Raw genomic sequence first — 18740 nt, forward strand, 5'->3', positions numbered from 1 at the left:
GTTCAGAGGGCGAACCGCAGCTGGTTGAATGGCAGGGTGAGAGTGGGGGGCGCCGGGCGTGCACGCACTCCTTCGCCCAGGGCGCGCTGGAGGAACTCGCGCGTGCGATCGCTGCGCGGGTCGCCGAAGATCCGTGCGGCAGGTCCGTGCTCCACGATGCGGCCGGCTTCGGTGAAATAGACCTGGTCACTCACTTCTTCGGCGAAGCGCATTTCGTGGGTGACCAGCACGCAGGTCATGCCCTCACGCACCAGATCGCGGATCACGGTCAGCACCTCGCCCACGGTTTCGGGGTCGAGTGCGGAAGTCACCTCGTCGAACAGGATCAGCTCCGGCCGCATCGCCAATGCCCGCGCGATGGCCACCCGCTGCTGCTGGCCGCCGGACAGCTCGCCGGGATACGCGGTCTCCTTGTGCGCCAGGCGCACCTTCTGCAGCAGGCCGCGGGCTTCCTGCACCGCGGTGGCGCGGTCGCGGCCGACCACGCGGGTGGGGGCAATCACCAGGTTCTCCAGCACCGTGAGATGGGGAAACAGGTTGTATTGCTGGAACACGAAGCCCACTCGCTTGCGCAGGGCGATCAGTTCGGCCTCGGTCCTGAGCGTGTCCACATGGGTGTCGCCCACCACGATCTCGCCGCGCTGGGGCCGGAGCAGGCCGGTGATGCAGCGCAGGATGGTGGACTTGCCCGAACCCGATGGACCGATGATGGACACGGCCTCTCCGCGGCGCACCTGCACGTCGATGCCCTTGAGCACCTCGTTGTCACCAAAGGACAGGTGCACGTCCTTCAGGCGCACCAGCGGTGCTGCCTGGGGCGCGGCAGCGGGGAGGGTGGAGAGAAAAGCGTCAGTGGCGTTCATGGCGTCGTTCCAGGGCGCGGGTGGCGCGGGCGATGGGGTAGCAATAGGCGAAGAACAGGACCAGCAACGTGAAGTAAACGAGGATGGTGAAGTCCGTTCGAGCCACGGTATTGCTGGCGATCTGCGCGGTGTCCACGACGTCGTGCACACCCACCAGCGATGCCAGCGAGGTACTCATGGTGATGCTTGCGTACAGGTTCATCCATGGCGGCAACATGCGGCGCGCGCATTGCGGCAGCACCACCCAGCGGAAGATCTGGCTGCGGCGCATGGCCAGGGACTGCGCGGCTTCCCATTGCGCGCTGGGGATGGACTGGATGGCGCCCCGAAAGATCTCCGCCACGTTGGCACTCGTCGGCAAGGCCAGTCCCAGCACCACCTTGATGCTGTCGGGAAACGGAAACGTCCAAGAAACCAGATGCACTTCGAAGGGGAAAACGTAGGTCGTGAAATAGATGAGCACCAGGATGGGTGCGTTGCGGAACGCCTGCACGTAGCAGCGCATGACGACGCGGATGCCATGCCGCGGCGAGAGCGACAGTGCTCCCACCACCAGGCCCACGCCCGTGCCGATGGCCACGGCCAGCACGCTGATCTCGATGTTGACCGACAGGCCGCGCAGCAGCGCGGGCATCCAACGCCACAGGTGGGCGAAGGCCGGCGGCGCCGTGCCCGAGGCATTCCACGCAAGAACCACCGCCAGGGCGGCCAGCGTGGCGATCAGCCAAGGGTTGCGCACCGTCCTCAGCAGGGCGGTGGGTCTGGACGGCGCCGAGGTGGCGCGGGGCAGGATTGCTTCATTGGCCATAGCCGGGCATCCTCCAATGACGTTCCAACCAACGGCCGGCCAGGCTCACGAGCCAGGTGAGCAGGCCGAACCAGAGCAGGATCAACAGCAGCAACTCCAGAACGTTGTCGCGCTGCGACCAGATCATGATCGACTCGTAGGTGACATCGCCTACCGCGATGGCGGAGGCCACCGCCGTCATCTTCACCAAGTCCACGAGGTTGTTCACCAGTGAGGGCAGGGCGAAGCGCACGGCCAGCGGCAACTGGACACGCGCCAACAGTTGCCGCCGCGAGAAGCCCAGCGACCGCGCGGCCTCCAAGGTGGTGGAAGGCACGGCCTCGATACCGGCGCGCAGGGCCTCGGCGTGGAAAACGCCCTTGTGCAGCGACACCACCACGACCACCCACACGAAAGGCGTGAGTGGGTTGTTGCCCGCACCCCAGTCGCGCAACTGCTGCGTGATGAGCATGTTGAGCACCAGGAAAGCGCAATAGAGCTGCACCAGGGTGGGCGTGTTGCGCGTCACCTCGATGAATGCGCGCGCCGGTCTGGCCAGCCATGCCTGCCCCGATGCCATGACCGCCGCTAGCACCACGCCGGCCACCAAGCTGCCGGGAATGGTCAACAGGGCCAGTTGCACCGTCACGCCCATGCCGCGAAGGAAGGCCTGGCGTTCGCTGGCGTCCAGCACGAACGCGTAGTTCAATCCGACGCCTTTGAGCGCCTCCACGCCCTGCACGAGCAGGCTGCCGTCGCTCATTGCACGGCCTCGGTTGGCGACGCGGGCTTGCCAGCGGTCTCGGCGGCGCGCAGGGCGGCGACGGCCCGGGCGATACGTGCCGTGGCATCCCTCAACACCGCATCGCTGGCCGCCGTGGATATGCGGAAGTAGGGCGCCAATCCATAGGACGGACCGTCCACCGCCGCCACGCCTTCGGATTCGAGCAGCCACTCCGTCAGGTCCGTGTCGGAGCGGATCACTTGCCCGTCGGGCCGCACGCTCCCCAAGAGGCCACCGCAATGGACGAAGGCGAAGAAGGAGCCGCCAGGGAGCAGCAGCGACAGGCCTGGCACGGCGTTGATGGCCTGCGTGACGAACCGCGCACGCCGCGCATAGGCTGCGCGCGCTTGAACCACGAAGGATTGGTCCGGAGACTCCAGCGCCGCCGTGACGGCCGCCTGGGCCACCGAGTTTGGGCCTGAAGAAGCTTGCGACTGGATGACCGCCATGGCCTGTACGAGGGCTGCGGGGCCTACACCCCATCCGATGCGCCAGCCGGTCATCGCGTACGTCTTGGAGGCACCGTTGACCAGCAGCGTGCGTTCCTTCAGATCGGGTGCGACCTGCAGCCAATGCGCTGGAGGCTGGGGCGTGAACCAGATGTGTTCGTATAGTTCGTCGAGCAGCACCAGCACGTTCGGATGGCGGCGCAGCACCTCGGCCAGGGCCCCGAGTTCTGCGGCGTCGTACAGCGCGCCCGAAGGGTTTCCCGGCGTGTTCAGTACCAGCCAACGCGTTCGCGGCGTGATGGCGGCCTCCAGCGCCCGCGCCGTGAGCTTGAAGCCGACGCCTATATCGCAGGGCACGATAACCGGCTGCCCATCGTTGACCCGCACCATGTCAGGGAACGAAGGCCAGTACGGCGCGGGAACGATGACCTCGTCACCGGCATCGAGCGTTGCAGCGAAGGCGTTGTAGATCACCTGTTTGCCACCGTTGCTCACGATGATGTGGCTGGCGGGGTAACCCAGCGCGTTCTCGCTGGCGTACTTGGCGCTGATGGCGTTGCGCAGAGCAGCCGTGCCCTGGGTGGGCGTGTACTTGGTTTCGCCTCGTGCCAGGGCGGCGACTGCCGCTTGCTTGATGAACTCGGGTGTATCGAAGTCGGGTTCGCCGGTGGTGAGCGAAACCACATCGCGGCCCTGAGCCGCCAGCGCTGCTGCACGTGCGCTGGCGGCAGCGTTGGGCGACAGCTTGACCCGCTGGACACGTTGGGAAAGGCGCAGGTTGTTGGTCATGGAGCAGGGCTTTCTTCGGGCTGGCCCGGCGCGGCGCACGCCAGCACCTTGCCGGGGTTGAGCAGGCCGAGCGGATCGAAAGCGGTCTTGAGGCGGTGCATCAGCTCCAGCTCCACGCTGCTCTTGTAGCGGGGTAACACGTCGCGCTTGGTCTGGCCGATTCCGTGTTCAGCGCTGATGGAACCCCCATGGGCATGCACGCTGTCGTGCACCACCTCATGAATGGCGCTTTCTTCGGCAAAAAGCGCTGCTGGCGTGCCGTTCAGCGGATGCGAAATGTTGTAGTGCAGGTTGCCATCGCCCAGGTGGCCGAAGGCCACCGGACGCACGCCAGGGAAAATCGACTGCAATGCAGCGGCCGTGGTCGCCAGAAATTCGGGGATGCGAGAGATCGGCACCGACACGTCATGCTTGATGTTGCCGCCATCGCGTTTCTGTGCCTTGCCCAGTGCCTCGTCGCGCAGGCGCCAAAGGGCTTCGCTCTGCGGCAGGCTTTCGGCAATGGCCGCGTCGCTGACCAGTCCGTCCTCGAAAGCCTGGCCCACGACGGCCTCGAAGCGTTCGCGCGCGTGCCGTTCGCTCTCGCTGTCCGACAACTCGACCAGTGCGAACCAGGGGGCTTCGAGCGCGAGGGGAATGGGCTGCTCCGGCACGTGGTGGGCGATCAGGCCCAGGGCGGTTTCCGACATGAGTTCGAATGCCGTCAGGCCGGCACCGAAGCCGGCACGTGCCACACTCAGGAACGCCACTGCATCTCGAATGCAGCCGAACGCCAGCAGCGCCGTGTGCCGGGCTTTCGGCAGCGGATACAACTTGAGCGTTGCCGCGGTGATGATGCCCAGCGTGCCCTCGCTGCCCACGTAGAGATCGCGAAGCGCATAGCCGGTGTTGTCCTTGCGCAGGCCGCGCAGGCCGTTCCAGATTTCGCCCTCGGCCGTGACGACCTCCAGGCCCAGCACCAGTTCGCGCATATTGCCGTATCGAAGCACCTGCGTACCACCGGCGTTGGTGGAAAGATTGCCGCCGATGGTGCAACTGCCCTCCGAGCCAAGGCTCAATGGGAAGAGCCGTCCAGCTTCCCGCGCGGCCTCCTGCACCGCTGCCAATACGGCCCCGGCCTCCACGGTCAGCGTATCGTTGTCGCGGTCGATGGCGCGGATGCGGTTCAGCCGCGTGAGCGACAGCACCACGGCACTGCCGCTGCCGTCCGGCGTGGCGGCTCCCATCAACCCGGTGTTGCCCCCCTGGGGCACGATGGGCGCGCGATACTTGCGGCAAAGGCGCACCACCCGCGCCACCTGCATCGTGTCGGCCGGTCGCACTACGGCCAGCGCGCGGCCCGTCAGGCGGCGGTGCTGGTCGGTCAGGTACCCGGTGGCATCGGTATCGGTGAGCACGTGCGCAGGTTCCAGCGCATCGCGCAGCTCGTTCAAAAAATCACGCATGTGCAGCCCTCCGTGTCGGTGCCGTCTGCAGCAGGTCGGAGGTGCCCGCACGCGCGGCAATGTCGCGGATCTGCTCCACCAACGTGGCTGGCAATGGAATGCCGTTGCGCTGTCGATCGGCTTGTTCGGCCGCTTCCGGATCGCCAGGAACCAGCACCGGAAGGGCAGGGTCGGCAGGGCGCGTGGCGTGCAGCACGTCCAGGATGGCGTCCAGGTCGTTCTGAAACGCGCCGGGCTCACCGAAGAAGCGGGGATCGATGGCGATGAAACTGTGGCCGACATTGGCTGGATCACCCACACCGTGGTCACGCCGATGCAGCGGCGCAAACGCACCGCCGTTGAGCGTGCCACCGAGTACCTGGGCCATGAGCGAAAGGCCATATCCCTTGTGGCTGCCTCCTTCGCTGCTGCCGCCCAGCGGCGTAAGGCCGCCATCGGGCAGATCGAACACCTGGGCGCGTGCGGCCTGGGGCGCCGTCACGGGCATGCCTTGCCCATCCACCACCCAGCCGGATGGCAAGGGCTGGCCGCGCATGGCCTTCACCTTGACCCGATTGGCCGCGGCCGTGGTGGTGGCGATGTCCAGTACGAATGCCTGGTTTCGCGAGTTTTCAGGCACGGGTGCGGCAAAGGCGATGGGATTGGTGCCCAGCACGGGTTCGGCGGCGCGGGTAGGTACCAACAAAATGCCCTGGGCCGAACTGGTGACGAGACCGATCAGGCCTTGGCGCTGCGCGATGCGCGCATACACGCCCGCAGCACCGAAGTGGTGGGAGTTGCGCACGCCCACCAATGCGATGCCGATGGCACGGGCCTTGTCGACAGCCCATTGCATCGCTTGCGCCGATACGGCATGGCCCAGGCAAGCGCCGCCGTCCAGTAGGGCGGTGGCGGGCCCATCACGGAGTACACGCGGCTTGGCTGCCAGCTTCAGCCTGCCATGGGCGCGCATGGCGTCATATTGCGGGAGCATGGAAACACCGTGGGATTCCACGCCCCAAAGATCGGTCTCCACCATCAAGGAGGCCGTAATGTGGGCCACATCTTCCGGCATGCCCCACGCCTGCAGAATGGCGGCTGTCTGCGTGCGCAGGCTGTCGGCGGTGAAGCGAGATTCCACGGGGCTCATGCCGGTAGCTTCTTGAACTTTTCGTGCAGCTGACGGAGCAGGAGCGTGGGAGTCATGCCGTTCTTCTTGTCCACCAGTTTGCCGCCCTGCCTGATCCCGTCCAGAGTGGCGTCGGCCGACGCCGGGAGCGCGATCAAGAGGCAAAGATCGACCCGCGCGGCCGTTGTGCAACGCAAGGCCGAGACAGCCGTATTCATGGCTTCTTTGACTCCGTGCCGCTGGCAGCGTGGGTGTCGGCATAGACCGCGAAGTCATAGGGTGCACGGTCGAACTGCCCCTTCAATGCACGCTGGTGGCGCTCGGCGATCCAGGCATCCGGCACACCGTTTTCCCGTGCCACCTTCAGCAGAAAGCCGGAGCGGTGCCAGTCCTTTATCGCCTTGTCCACCAGGGCTTGGGTGTCGGCCTCGCCACGGCGCGTCCAGACCACGGTGGGGGAGGGGATCAACTGGTCCTGCGAGCCCACCAATGCAAAGTCTTTCCACTCGCCGCCATTGGGGCCATTCAGTGTCTCGTACAGCGCGGGCTGGATATGGACCGACGCGGCGCACGTACCGCCTTTGAGCGCCAGCAGCGACTCTGGAATGCCCCGCAATCCCTTGACCACGGCGCCGTGGATGTCTGCCAAAGGCTTGGCATAGTTGCTGCCCTGTGAAACGCAGGCCACTTTGCCGCGAACGTCCTCCCACTTCGTGATGCCACTGGCCTTGGCCACCAAGGCTGCACCGCCGATGAGGTCATAAGGCGTCGGGGCAAACGACAGGATTTCGCTGCGCTCCTGTGTCCACTGGATGTTCGCAATCAGCAGGTCCACCTTGCCGCTCTGCAGGAACTGCACCCGCGTGGAAGCGGTGACCGGTACGGTTTCCACGGCCACGCCAAGGCGCCTGGCGATGTCGGTGGCAAGCTCTGTCTGGTAGCCGCCGGTCTTGCCGGTCGCGGGGTCCAGCCTGCCGAACGGCGGGCTGGCGCCATCGATGCCGACCGACAGTTTGCCTCGCTGTTTGATCTTGTCCAATGTGGCATCGGCATGCACGGCGGGAGCGCAAAAGGCCATCGCCAAGGCCAGGGCGGGGAGGGTGAATAACCGGGACATATGAGAATTCATCAGTAAAAGCAAGGCCAGCCCCATGCGCAGGAGCGGCAAGGTGAATGGAAATGGGCTCGCGGAGCGCGCTCAGTGCGCTGCGGCCTTGAACCTTGCCTGCAGCTCTGGCAAAAGCGGGTTCGGCGGCTCGATGCCAACGCGCTTTTCCGTGGCGATCAGCCAGCCGGTTCGGTGCCAGTCCTGCACCACCTTGTCCACCGCAGCAATGGTGTCGGCCTCGCCCTTTCGTGCCCATACCACCGACGGTGCAGGCAGGACTTCCGATGCGATCGGCGCGGCGTACTGCGACCACTCGGGGTTGTTGCGCAAGAGCGGGTGGATCAGCGTGCTGTCATGCACGGCTGCGACGCAGTTTCCGCCCTTGAGTGCGAGCAGAGAATCGGAGGCACTCTTGAAGCCCTGCACCTGCGCGCCGTAATCATTGGCCAATGGTTTTGCGAAGCTGCTGCCTTGCGAAACGCATACCGGCTTGCCGCGAAGGTCCTCCCATCGGGCGATGCCGCTGTCCTTTCGAACGGCAGCGGTGCCGCCCGCGCGGTAGAACGGAGTGGGCGCATAACCCAGAATGTCAGCGCGGTCGGGATTCAACTCCATCGATGCGATCAGCAGATCGACCTTGCCGGCCTGCAGGAACTGCACACGTGTCGCGGTCTGCACCTGCACCAGGTCGGCTTCCACCCCCAGGCCCTTGGCCAGCGCGCGGGCCAGCTCAGGGTTCCAGCCCACGAGTTGTTGGTTGCCGGGGTCGATGGAGCCGAACGGGCCGCCATTGACCAGGACGCCGATGGAAACCTTTCCCCGTTGCTTGATCTTGTCGAGCGTGGCGTCGGCATGTGCCCATCCCGAGAAAGAGACGAGAAGGGCACCTGCCATGGCAGTGCGTTGAAGGGCAGAACGTTGGATGCGCATGAGAAGCTCGGAAAAATCGGACAAAACTGCAAGAGACCTGCATCTTTTGCCTGGCTTGCGATCCGCGGCAACCAATGTTTCTGAGAATCGATATGCGTATTGCGTGGGCGTCAGGTCGCAACCGAACCGGGCAGGCGAAACACGGCCAACTCATCCGGCTGGCACTGCGCAATGAGACCGGTTTCCCATGCCAGATAGCGGCGCGCAGCCTCAAGGTTGCCATCGTGCCGGTCGTGGACAAAAAACAGGTAGTCGATGGCAGAGGCATCGTCGGGCACTTCAGGCGTGCTTTCCACCGGCATTCCCGCCCCGACCCAATCGGAATTCAGCGCCCAGGACACGGATTCGGCTTCGGCTCCGACCAACTCGCTCAGCTCTTCGAGCGCCAGCTCGGCTGCGGCGGCATCTGGCGCAAGTACCAGAACTGCCTGGCGATGGCGCGCTGCTGCACGCACATCGGCACGCAGACGCGGTCGCACCGACCAGATCGCGCCAAGGGCATGTTCGCGGCGGTAAGCGAGCGAAGGCTGTATGTCCACCAGCACAGGCGCATTCCTGTCCACCCATGCCTGCAGGTCCACGGGTGCGATTGCGGTGCGGGATGGGACGGTGGCCACCGTCCCATCCCGCACCGGCAGATACAAAGGTGCGTGGATGCCGCCTTGAACCGTCGCCGTCTCGTATCCCAGCCTCCAGAGCCAGACAGCGATCACAGGCGCACGCACGGCCTCATCGTCCAGCAGCAGCACGCGGCTGCGGCGCACGCCGATCGTCTGGTCCGTTGCTTGAAGCAACTGGCCGCCTGGCGCATGGCGCGCGCCGTCCAGCGTGCCGGCATTGAATTCTTCGCTGCTGCGCACATCGAGCACGAACGTGGTCCGCAAAGGGTCGTCTATCCAGGCCTGCGCTTGCGCGGCGCTCAACTGTGGCACGCCAGCCTCGGCTGCCAGCCGTGCGGCATTGGCTTGGTCTTTCGGCAGGACATGGACCGGCGCCGCATCTTGCCGGTTGCTGCCATGTTCGAGCGCGAGGCCTTGCAGCGCCCAACCCTGGGTGCCGTTCTCCAGCGCGAGCACGGGGTTGGGAACGCCCAGACTGCGCAGGATCTGCGCGCCGACGATGCTGCGCGTCCGCCCGGCACAGTGGATGACGATGGGCGTGTTCGGACTGGATACCAGTGTGCTCCAGCGCAGCGCCAATTCGCCGTTGGGGACGGAGATTGCACCTGGAATGGTCATTTTTCCGTGCTCCGTGAACGTACGGCCATCCAGTAGAGCAAGTGGGCCGCCCACCTTCAGCATGCGGCTCAGTTCGTGGGCCGATACGTGGGGTGTGCCGTACGCATGTTCGACCAGTTCACCGAACGTCTTGGACGGAAGATTCACCCCCTTGAACAGCACGTACCCTGCGGCTTCCCAGGCTGGCGCGCCACCACGAAGCACGTGCACTTGGTCGTAACCCCAGCTGGCCAAGCGAGCGGCGGCCCGCTCGGCAACGCCGTCTCCACCATCGACAAGCACTGTGCGCGTGCCCAGTCGTGGGACCAGCAGAGGGATTTCACGCTCCAGCCGGCTGTAGGGTGCCGGCACGGCGAAGAACGGATGTCCTTCACCGAACTGCCCGGCCTCGCGAACATCGATCAACGCGATCTCGGTTTCGTCGTTGAGCCAGTCGCGAAGGGTTGGGGCGCAAATGTGGGAGATGTGAAGCGATGCAGGCATTGAGAAGTAAATCGTTGAGAAAGCCAGTCCGGAGCGTCACCTTAAGCGAGAGAGTGCAGATGAGGCAGCATCGATCGATCAATCAAAAGCTTCGCCTATCAGAATGTGGGTTCGCGTTTCGCGGCCAACTCTTGTCCAAGAGGCCAACACTGGGGGATTTATCAGGGAAATGATATGGATTGGTGGAATCTGGACTCTTTCAAACTGCAGTACCAAGCGTTGCAAGACCGTCAGGATAGGCTGTCCAGCAGTCCGCATCGTGAGACAGCATCGCCCGTGCGCGCGACTGCGGAATGCTCTGATGTGCTGCAAGGGCTGGCAAAAATGCGGCTGAATGAGCGCCCAACTTACGGCGACAGCGCCCAGCTCGCGCCGAGGCGCGATGACGTGTTCCACGACATGCGCGCGCACAACGTTCACGTTCGTCGCGCCGATTCGCCTGCCCCGCAGTGGATAACTGAGCATCAAACTGTTCCAGAAAGCGCCACCCTTCATGATCAACGCCAGGCTCCAGACGATCGTCCATCGACTTCGGCCGGGAGGCGTGGAGTACTCGCCCAGGTAGGAGGCGCGATCCGGCGTGCGACCGGGTCGGGCTCAAGAGCCCCTTATCCAGCCGACAAGGAAATGATCGAACTGTTTGTTTCCGGCGCTGAGATCGGCGGGAGCAATTTCCGGAGCGCGCGCACATACGCCGCCCTGTTGATACGTTTCAGCGCTTGGCTCAGGCAACACGGCAAGTCCGGCTTGCGGGACCGTCTGTTCGACGAGGAACTGACACGCGAGGTCTTGCAGTTCCAGCAGAAAATCAAGCATACGGATGTGGCAGCCGCACTGGAGCACCTTCGCGCGGCGGAATCCAATAGACATGGAGTGGTGCGGATCCCGGGGTACCACGTGATTCCTGACACCGATGAATGGCTCATCAGTAAGGCATTTCCGGACACCCACAGGTACAGAAGCGAGTTGCGCGCCTTCAGCGAATGGCTCCATGAAGAAGGTAGGGAGGGGTTGTGCGATGCGGACAGACTGCATTCCGAAACCTTGATGAACGAGGCCCAGGCTTACGCAAGCACTCACATGGAAAGCCCCAATTTGGTTGCGGCGCTGAAGCAGCTGCGGATCTTTGACCTCACCGGAATGACGGCCATCCGCGATAAGCGCGACAACCGTGGGATCCCCGAGGCCGATCGCCTGCTCAGCGAGGAATTCAAAAATGCTTTGTTGGCGGCCGGCGGCGGAAGAACATACGCGAACGGGCAAACCTACGCCGATAGCGTGTCCGCCCGCGTGCGCCAATTCAGTGCTTGGCTGCAAGAAAAGGGAAAGGGATCCCTGGCGTCACGTCTGCATGACCCAGCGGTGGATGTTGATTTGGATCTCTGGACCCACGGCAAAAATCCGGCTTATGGCAGGACGATGAGGAGCATGCTGAAGCAAGTGCGTGCAACGTTTCCTCCCAACGCGCCGTTGCCGTTCCTTGGAGCGGGAACTGAACCGTCGGATTCCTCGTACTCCTCCATGTTTCCAGCCACTCCTCCCGGTGGCTGGCCGGAGGCTTCCCAAGGCAGTTGGAATCCTGATACGCCGGCGGCATCTTCGTACTCATCCATGTTCCCGCCCACCCCTCCCGGTGGCTGGCCGGAGGCTCCTCAAAGCAGTTGGAATCCCGATACGCCGGGGGCGTCTTCGTACTCGTCCATGTTCCCGCCCACCCCTTCTGGTGGTTGGCCGCAGGCGTCACAGGGCGACTGGAATCCCGATACACCCGTGGGGGAAGTCACCGGTCCTACATGGTCAGTGCAGTCCGAGGCGTCGAGTTCTACGTTTGGGGATCTCGAGTCGTTGGGCTCCTGGCCACGCAATCACGGCCGGGAATTCGACTGGGGCACACCGCAGCAAGAAGTGACGGGGCCTCGCCGCAATGCCGATGTAGCGCACACGGCAATTCCGACCTTTGGTGAGGATGAAACCGGGCGGAACTGGTCACACGGCGCCCAGATTGCACCCGAATGGCTGTTGAACCGTGGTGTTTACGATCAGCAGATCGTTCGCATCCGCGACTTGGAGTATCGGGTTGTCGCCATGCCGGGCATCAGCAACGCGTGGGGCCAGCCGCAGCTTTTTCTTTACCCGCACCTTCGAGGCGGCTGAGCGATTTGCGCTGCTTTCCGAAGAAGTTCAAAGAGGGGCAGATGGTTGGCGAAATGCTGGGCCCAGTCAAGATTGCAACTGCACTGAATTCTGTTAAGGCTGCAGTAGCTTTATGCTGGGCATGGGTCGGCGGCGCCGGCCCATGATTCCGAAAGGCGCCGCGATCTACCAGACCGTAAGGCAGCTTGGCAGCAGCTGAAGGCCGATGGCGAAGCCCGTATTAATTGTTCGCTAGCATTTGGCTTAGCGCGCTCCAGAACTTGTCGGGTGCAACCGGCTTGTGCAGCAGGGCGATGTCGCTGCTCACAGCCTCCCGCAAGCGATCCGGGGCGGTATCGCCCGTCACCAATAGTGCTGGTACCGGGCGTGCATAGTGGATACGTAGTTGACGAATCACTTCGGGCCCTGTTTGGCGGTCCCCCAAGCGATAGTCACAGACGATAGCATCGGGCACCCAGTCGCCCAGCGCCATTGCCCCTTGCAGGCTTTCTGCCATGCGGTCGATACACCCATAGCTCTGCAGCAGAGTGTGCATAGCCATTCGCACTGCCTCGTCGTCGTCGATAACCAGGATTCGACGTCCCGCTAACACGGCACCATGTTTGGGCTGGGGCCAGTCCGGTGCCGATACACCTGCATCGGAGGGCGCCAAGGGGATGCTGATCCGGAAAACACTTCCCCGTCCGGGCTTGGAGTGCAGCGTGAGAGGATGATCAAGTGAGCGGGAAAGTCCGTCGGCAATCGCCAACCCTAAACCTAGTCCTTTGCGGCGGTCCCGTTCCGGGTTACCTAATTGGTGGAACTCCTGAAAGATTTCGCGCTGTTGCTCTGGCGCGATGCCAATTCCGGTGTCGAATACTTCAATCAAAAGACGGCTCCCACGACGCCGGCAACCAATCAGCACCCCCCCTCTCTCTGTGTATCGGACAGCATTGCTGATGAGGTTGCGTAGAATCATTTCCAGCAGTGCCATGTCAGTCGTAACAACGGATCCACTTTCACGCGAGCGATAGATCAGTCCCTTTGCATCAGCCAGCGGTGCAAGTTCCTGCTCCAGCTTGTAGAGCATGGGCTGGATACGACAGGCCGACAAATGAGGTTGTATGACGCCCGCCTCAATGCGCGAAAAGTCGAGCAGCGTGTCAAGCATTTCCCTGGACGCGGCGCTAGCGGCCTTAGCGTGGTCGACGACTGATCGTTGCGAAACTCCGGCGGGGCCACAAGAGAGTGCCTCTAAAAACAGGCCCAAGGCATGCACAGGCTGGCGCAGATCGTGGCTGGCCGCAGCAAGGAATCGGGACTTGGCCTGGTTCGCCTGCTCGGCACGCTCTTTCGCTTCGTCAGCTGCTCGCTTTTCCACCTCCAGCCGCTTGATGAGATCCAGGTTTTCGAACCTCAAGCAGATGGAATCGCTCAGGCCTCGACCTATCAGCCCAGCTTGTCCGTACTGACCCGCCACGTATAGCAGACAGCAGACCCCCATTGCCTGATACATCAACCCGTCCATCGCCAAAAACCGTCCTCCAACCACGAACAGCATCGGCACGATCAGCGCAACATACAGCAGCCTGATAGGTGAGAGCAGGGAGACAGCGTTGCTGCTGATGGCAGCCATCACACCTAGCAGCATGGCGGTGGATGCAGGCGACGAGGCTTCGTCTACCACGATCCATCCCAATAACCCCCAAATCATCCCCTCAATCCCCTTGCCAGCCGCCAATCTCCCCGTAATGCCGCGCATCGCGTTGGAGTCGAGGCCCTGCTGCAGGGCCCGCCGACAATACATAACCAGAACGAGGCGGGCCAGGAGCGCTGCGAAATACCAAGTAGTCAACCAGAAGTTGTCCACCCGAGCCGTCGCGACGAGGATCCTCTCACCCGTTGTCGCGGACACAGAAGTGACTGATTGGCCGCTGGTGAGGTTGAACACAACGACCAGCAAGGTAGCGAGCAAAAAGCCGATGGGCAAGGACTGTGCTACGCCACCTAGAACCAGCTTCAGCCGCTCGGCATATATCTGGTTGCCATGCTTCACAGTATCAGTCCCTTTCGGCGCGCAACAAAGACTGCTTCAGCCCGGCTCGAGACAGCTAGCACTCCCAAAGTAGCTTGCACGTGTCCACGAACGGTGTGCTCGGACAAATGCAAACGCCGCCCAATCATCTTGTTGGAAAGTCCCTCACCAAGCAGGTTCAGCACCTCCTGCTGCCGGGGGGTCAACGCCAGCTGATAGGCGACCTGGCCACGCGGCGACATCATGACCGAGTCGTTAGAGGTCGAGAAGTGTGGCAACAAGTCCTTCACGCTGAGCAGTAGCCGTTCGGGTTGTGCTGTTTTCGAAATAAAGCCTACCGCACCACGCTCGCGTGCCTGCTCTATCCGGTCAGGCATGTCGTAGGCCGACACCATAACGACGCGCGTAGGAGGCCATTTTTGTCGTAGCAAGCTGATGCCTTCCAGCCCGTTCATTCCATGCAATTGCACATCCAGGAGAATCAGTGCTGGCGAAATCTGCTGCAGGCCAAGCGCTTGCTCCAGGGAGGCCGCTTCGAGGATCTGCACCTGAGGTATTCCATTCGCCAGCACCATGGCAATGCCAGCGCGAAACAGGCTGTGGTCGTCAATGAGAAGAATGGCCGTCATGGGCTGCAATGTAGCCAAGTCGACGGATGCATACCAGGCAAGATCAACCAGAGTTGACCGAACGGTGCGCCAACCAGTCCAAATGGACTATGGGCAAGCGTCCGACAAAAATTTACATTCAGCCGGTTCGACGACGAAGCCACTTCTTGCACCTGTCGCATGACGCTAGCCGGATGCTGTTGCCCGGATGCTTCGGTCGGCTTGTCATCGCAAGGCCGCTCTTTCGGACGGCTGCATCTCCCCCGTGCATCGACTAACAGGTCGGCACGCAGAGGATCAACATCATGGCCGTCTCTTTACCCATCACTGAATGGCTTCGTGGCCGTCCAGCCACCTCTGTCTTGTCGCTCGGGCGCTCGTGGTCACGAGCGCTTGGCGCCGTGCTGCTCCCTGCACAACTACATTTTGTTTTAGGCGTAGCTTGGCTGAGAAGACTTTGGATGGGGCTTATTTGGACGTCACTTCTTTTCGCCAATAGCTCAGCGCTGGCGCAGCCCGGCTGGAACGGCGCGGTCAACCTTGACACTGCACGTTCCGCGCACACGTCCACGCTGCTGCCCAGTGGCAAGGTGCTGGTAGTGGGAGGGCTCGACAACAACAGCACGCCGCTCCACAGCGCGGGCCTGTACGACCCTGCAACCAATAGCTTGAGTAGCGCGAGCACCACCCGCGCTCCACGCAGCTTCCACACAGCTGCGTTGATGCCCAACGGCAAGGTGCTGGTTGTGGGAGGGTATATCTCCAGCATCGCTCTGCTGGCCAGCGCGGAGTTGTATGACCCCGCCACTAATACGTGGAGCGATGCTGGCTACATGGGGGATGCACGCTACAACCATACGGTCACGGTGCTGCCTAGCGGCAAGTTGCTGGTCATTGGGGGGTACAACGGCAGCGGTGCTCTGTCCAGCGTAGAGCTGTACGACCCCGAAACGAATCGCTGGAGTAGCGTGGCAAGCTTGGGATCTGCGCGCGGTTCCCACACGGCCACGCTGCTTCCCAGCGGCAAGATCATGGTCACCGGCGGGAGTGATCACAGCAACAATTTCCTCACCAGCGTGGAGCTGTATGACCCCGCAACCAATCGCTGGAGCAATGCGGCCAGCTTGCGTTATGCACGAGGTTCTCACACAGCCACGCTGCTGCCCAGCGGCAAAGTGATGGTAGTGGGAGGGCTTGGCGGCGGTGACACTTCGGAGTTGTACGACCCCGCTACAAACAGCTGGAGCAGCGCAGGCAGTCTGGGAACTGCGCGCTACCGTCAAACGGCCACGCTGCTGGCCAGCGGCAAGGTGTTGGTCACCGGCGGGGCCAATGGCAGCGGCATCTTGGCCAGTGCGGAACTGTACGATCCCGCTGCCAATGCGTGGAGCAGCGCAGGCAGCCTTGGTACTGCTCGCCAGTCCCATGCGTCCACGCTGCTGCCCAGTGGCAAGGTATTTGTTAGTGGAGGGGCCAATGACAGCGGCATCTTGGTCAGTGCGGAACTGTACGACTCTGCTGCCAATGTGTGGAACAACGCCGGTAGTCTGGGCACTGCGCGCCACTCGCATACGTCCACTCTGCTGCCCAGCGGCAGGGCGCTGATTACCGGGGGATTCAACGGGAGCGCCCTTGCCAGCGCGGTGCTGTACGACCCCGCGACCCACGGTTGGAGCAGCGCGGCCAGCATGGGCACCGCGCGATACTCCCACACCGCCACGCTGCTGCCCAGCGGCAAGGTACTCGTTGCTGGAGGAACCCAACCCGCCAGCGCGGAGCTGTACGACCCCTCTACTAACGGCTGGAGCAGTGCAGGCAGCCTGGGCAGCTACCGCGACTCGCATACCGCCACTTTGCTACCCGGCGGCAAGGTACTGGTTGCGGGAGGGTTTGGCATCGGCGGTGGCGTCAGTTCGAAGCTATACGATCCCACGACTAACAGCTGGAGCGACGCGGGCAGCATGGGCACCGCGCGCATTCACCACACCGCCACGCTGCTGCCCAATGGCAAGGTGCTGGTCACCGGGGGATACGGCAGCAGCAGCGCCCTTGCCAGCACTGAGCTGTACGATCCCGCGACAAGTAGTTGGGGCAGCGCTGGCAGCATGGGCAATGCACGCGAATCACACACGGCCACACTACTTCCCAGTGGCAAGGTGCTGGTTGCAGGAGGATCAGGCGGCAACGCCAGCGCTGAACTGTACGACCCCGCTAGCAACAGTTGGAGCAGCGCGGGCAGCATGGGCAACGGGCGCTATCTCCACACCGCCACGTTGCTCCCCAACGGCAAGGTGCTCGTCTCGGGAGGCAGTACAAACAGTGTAAATGCCCTGGTCAGCGCTGAGGAGTACGACCCTGCAACCAATGTCTGGAGTAGCGCGGGTAGTATGGGCACCGCGCGCAATGCTCAAACAGCCACGCTGCTGCCCGGAGGCACTGTGCTGGTGGCTGGCGGGTATGGCGGGTATGGCGTCGGTGTGTTGACCAGCGCGGAAATCTTCACTAATGATTCAGACACGCCCAGCAGCAGGAAGCCGGTTCTTAGCCTCGTCAACCCTGGAGTGCTGCTGCCAGGCTCTTCCGTGATCCTCACTGGTGCGCTGCTGCACGGCGATAGCGAAGCCAGCGGGGGCTCGACCAACAGCTCTGCAACAAACCTGCCGATAGTCCGGCTGCAGCGACTGGACAACGGAGCCAGCGCATGGCTTGAACCCGCTACGTCCAGCGGCACCAGCTACACCGCGCAGCGTTTGCCGTCTTCGTTAGCCAGCGGGTGGTACGCCTTGCAGGCGGTGGTCAACGGCATTTCCTCAGACGCTTTTCTGATACGCGCTGCAACCGTGCCGAACGCGCCCACGGCGCTGGCTGCTACTGCAGGCAATGGCGCAGTCACCCTTGCCTGGACGGTCCCTGCCGATGACGGTGGGAGCACAGTCACAGGCTATACCGTGACGGGCGTGCCCGGTAATGGTGGCACCAGCGTTGGCTGCACCACCGCCAGCGCACGGACCTGCACGGCTTCGAACCTCGTCAACGGCACGGCATACACCTTCATCGTCACCGCGACAAACGGTGCTGGCGTCTCTGCGGCGTCGCTTCCCGCTTACGCTACACCCAAGGGCACACAGACCATCACGTTCAACCCGCCGGGCAACCAGACTTTCGGGACATCGCCGATCCTATCGGCTACATCGACCTCCAATCTAACCCCGACCTTCTCCTCCGGCTCGCCTAGTGTCTGCATGATCACATCCGCTGGTTCCCTGTCGTTCGTTTCGACCGGCACCTGCACCATCCACGCCGATCAGGCAGGCAACGCTGCTTTCGACCCCGCCTCGCGGGTGAGCTACCAGTTTGAAGTCCTTGCGCAGCGGTCGGTATCAGGCATCGTGCCAGGAATGACGGGTAATGCCACGGCGACGCTGTCGGGCGGCGGCAGTGGCTGCACTTTCGCCAGCGGCACCCGCTTTAGCTCGCCGGTTAGTGCTCCAGACGGTTACACCCTTCCCCATGGCGGCTTCGCCTTCGTGGCCACCGGCTGCGCGGTCAGCGTCACCGTCACGCTCAACTATCCGCAGGCTCTTCCCGCAGGCGTGAAGTTCTGGAAGTTCGGGCCTGCCGCGGCCGGTGGTAGCACTTCCACTTGGTTTCAGTGGTCGGGAGCCACGCTGAGTACAGACCACCGCATGGTGACCTATACCGTGGCTGACAACGGCATTGGGGATGCCGATGCAGCGACTGGCACGATCCGTGACCCGTTCGCGCCGGTATTGGCTGAGGTGCCGGCGGACGGCATTTCTGCAATCCCTACGCTGAGTGAGTGGGGACTGATTCTTAGCTCGCTCCTGGCCGCGGGGCTGGGCATGCTGGCACTAAGACACAGGTCGGTGAACTGAATGAATAGCCTTGCGGGGCGCGCGATCTGCTACCCGCTGTCCACGGTTACGCCGATGATGCAGCTTATGCCGGCGTCCGACGCC

Annotated in this window: 14 protein-coding genes; 2 read left to right on the forward strand and 12 right to left on the reverse strand. The window is 63.1% G+C overall.

The annotated features are described in order from the left end of the window. Positions 1-2: 2 nt before the first annotated feature. From AVKW3434_RS02965 to AVKW3434_RS03010, 10 genes are all read right to left on the reverse strand, one after another. A complete protein-coding gene (locus AVKW3434_RS02965; RefSeq protein ID WP_284404237.1) occupies positions 3-863 on the reverse strand; it encodes an amino acid ABC transporter ATP-binding protein in 861 nt (286 codons plus the stop codon). Continuing rightward, positions 850-1671, reverse strand: coding sequence for an amino acid ABC transporter permease (locus AVKW3434_RS02970; RefSeq protein WP_284404239.1), 822 nt, complete (start codon positions 1669-1671; stop codon positions 850-852). The genes AVKW3434_RS02965 and AVKW3434_RS02970 overlap by 14 nt, the downstream gene beginning before the upstream one ends. After that, a complete protein-coding gene (locus AVKW3434_RS02975) occupies positions 1661-2413 on the reverse strand; it encodes an amino acid ABC transporter permease (RefSeq protein ID WP_284404241.1) in 753 nt (250 codons plus the stop codon). The genes AVKW3434_RS02970 and AVKW3434_RS02975 overlap by 11 nt, the downstream gene beginning before the upstream one ends. Then, positions 2410-3672: an aminotransferase class I/II-fold pyridoxal phosphate-dependent enzyme gene (locus AVKW3434_RS02980; RefSeq protein WP_284404243.1), complete on the reverse strand. Its 1263-nt coding sequence runs from the start codon at positions 3670-3672 to the stop codon at positions 2410-2412. Before AVKW3434_RS02980 ends, AVKW3434_RS02975 begins: the two co-directional genes overlap by 4 nt. Further along, positions 3669-5117: an FAD-binding oxidoreductase gene (locus AVKW3434_RS02985; RefSeq protein WP_284404246.1), complete on the reverse strand. Its 1449-nt coding sequence runs from the start codon at positions 5115-5117 to the stop codon at positions 3669-3671. Before AVKW3434_RS02985 ends, AVKW3434_RS02980 begins: the two co-directional genes overlap by 4 nt. Next, positions 5110-6246, reverse strand: a complete 1137-nt coding sequence (locus AVKW3434_RS02990) for an Ldh family oxidoreductase (RefSeq protein ID WP_284404247.1) — start codon at positions 6244-6246, stop codon at positions 5110-5112. The genes AVKW3434_RS02985 and AVKW3434_RS02990 overlap by 8 nt, the downstream gene beginning before the upstream one ends. Beyond that, entirely contained in the window at positions 6243-6443 is a 201-nt protein-coding gene (locus AVKW3434_RS02995; RefSeq protein ID WP_284404249.1) for a hypothetical protein, read from the reverse strand. The genes AVKW3434_RS02990 and AVKW3434_RS02995 overlap by 4 nt, the downstream gene beginning before the upstream one ends. Beyond that, positions 6440-7342 carry a transporter substrate-binding domain-containing protein gene (locus tag AVKW3434_RS03000; protein ID WP_502869029.1) on the reverse strand — a complete coding sequence of 301 codons (903 nt, stop codon included), beginning with the start codon at positions 7340-7342 and terminating at the stop codon, positions 6440-6442. The genes AVKW3434_RS02995 and AVKW3434_RS03000 overlap by 4 nt, the downstream gene beginning before the upstream one ends. Positions 7343-7423: 81 nt before the next feature. Further along, positions 7424-8227, reverse strand: coding sequence for a transporter substrate-binding domain-containing protein (locus AVKW3434_RS03005; RefSeq protein WP_502869030.1), 804 nt, complete (start codon positions 8225-8227; stop codon positions 7424-7426). Between the two features lie 146 nt (positions 8228-8373). Further along, positions 8374-9984 (reverse strand): rhodanese-like domain-containing protein, encoded by a 1611-nt coding sequence (locus AVKW3434_RS03010; RefSeq protein ID WP_284404253.1) that lies wholly within the window; start codon positions 9982-9984, stop codon positions 8374-8376. A 174-nt stretch (positions 9985-10158) separates the two neighbouring features. Here AVKW3434_RS03010 and AVKW3434_RS03015 point away from each other — a divergent pair, with 174 nt between their 5' ends. Next, positions 10159-12138, forward strand: a complete 1980-nt coding sequence (locus AVKW3434_RS03015; RefSeq protein WP_284404257.1) for a hypothetical protein — start codon at positions 10159-10161, stop codon at positions 12136-12138. 220 nt (positions 12139-12358) lie between these two features. Here the strand turns inward: AVKW3434_RS03015 and AVKW3434_RS03020 are convergent, their stop codons facing one another. Both AVKW3434_RS03020 and AVKW3434_RS03025 read right to left on the reverse strand, forming a co-directional pair. Next, positions 12359-14173, reverse strand: a complete 1815-nt coding sequence (locus AVKW3434_RS03020) for an ATP-binding response regulator (protein WP_284404259.1) — start codon at positions 14171-14173, stop codon at positions 12359-12361. Next, complete coding sequence (locus AVKW3434_RS03025) at positions 14170-14781, reverse strand: response regulator (protein ID WP_284404261.1); 612 nt, start codon at positions 14779-14781, stop codon at positions 14170-14172. The genes AVKW3434_RS03020 and AVKW3434_RS03025 overlap by 4 nt, the downstream gene beginning before the upstream one ends. 440 nt (positions 14782-15221) lie before the next feature. Here AVKW3434_RS03025 and AVKW3434_RS03030 point away from each other — a divergent pair, with 440 nt between their 5' ends. Next, entirely contained in the window at positions 15222-18656 is a 3435-nt protein-coding gene (locus AVKW3434_RS03030) for an IPTL-CTERM sorting domain-containing protein (protein ID WP_284404263.1), read from the forward strand. Positions 18657-18740: the final 84 nt, after the last annotated feature.

The sequence above is a fragment of the Acidovorax sp. SUPP3434 genome (assembly GCF_030159015.1).
GTDB lineage: Bacteria > Pseudomonadota > Gammaproteobacteria > Burkholderiales > Burkholderiaceae_C > Paracidovorax.

What these genes read in the sequence shown, in the direction of transcription:
- AVKW3434_RS02965 (WP_284404237.1), bottom strand. Translation starts at nt 863, where the DNA reads ATGAACGCCACTGACGCTTTTCTCTCCACCCTCCCCGCTGCCGCGCCC.
- AVKW3434_RS02970 (WP_284404239.1), bottom strand. Translation starts at nt 1,671, where the DNA reads ATGGCCAATGAAGCAATCCTGCCCCGCGCCACCTCGGCGCCGTCCAGA.
- AVKW3434_RS02975 (WP_284404241.1), bottom strand. Translation starts at nt 2,413, where the DNA reads ATGAGCGACGGCAGCCTGCTCGTGCAGGGCGTGGAGGCGCTCAAAGGC.
- AVKW3434_RS02980 (WP_284404243.1), bottom strand. Translation starts at nt 3,672, where the DNA reads ATGACCAACAACCTGCGCCTTTCCCAACGTGTCCAGCGGGTCAAGCTG.
- AVKW3434_RS02985 (WP_284404246.1), bottom strand. Translation starts at nt 5,117, where the DNA reads ATGCGTGATTTTTTGAACGAGCTGCGCGATGCGCTGGAACCTGCGCAC.
- AVKW3434_RS02990 (WP_284404247.1), bottom strand. Translation starts at nt 6,246, where the DNA reads ATGAGCCCCGTGGAATCTCGCTTCACCGCCGACAGCCTGCGCACGCAG.
- AVKW3434_RS02995 (WP_284404249.1), bottom strand. Translation starts at nt 6,443, where the DNA reads ATGAATACGGCTGTCTCGGCCTTGCGTTGCACAACGGCCGCGCGGGTC.
- AVKW3434_RS03000 (WP_502869029.1), bottom strand. Translation starts at nt 7,342, where the DNA reads ATGTCCCGGTTATTCACCCTCCCCGCCCTGGCCTTGGCGATGGCCTTT.
- AVKW3434_RS03005 (WP_502869030.1), bottom strand. Translation starts at nt 8,227, where the DNA reads ATGGCAGGTGCCCTTCTCGTCTCTTTCTCGGGATGGGCACATGCCGAC.
- AVKW3434_RS03010 (WP_284404253.1), bottom strand. Translation starts at nt 9,984, where the DNA reads ATGCCTGCATCGCTTCACATCTCCCACATTTGCGCCCCAACCCTTCGC.
- AVKW3434_RS03015 (WP_284404257.1), top strand. Translation starts at nt 10,159, where the DNA reads ATGGATTGGTGGAATCTGGACTCTTTCAAACTGCAGTACCAAGCGTTG.
- AVKW3434_RS03025 (WP_284404261.1), bottom strand. Translation starts at nt 14,781, where the DNA reads ATGACGGCCATTCTTCTCATTGACGACCACAGCCTGTTTCGCGCTGGC.
- AVKW3434_RS03030 (WP_284404263.1), top strand. Translation starts at nt 15,222, where the DNA reads ATGGGGCTTATTTGGACGTCACTTCTTTTCGCCAATAGCTCAGCGCTG.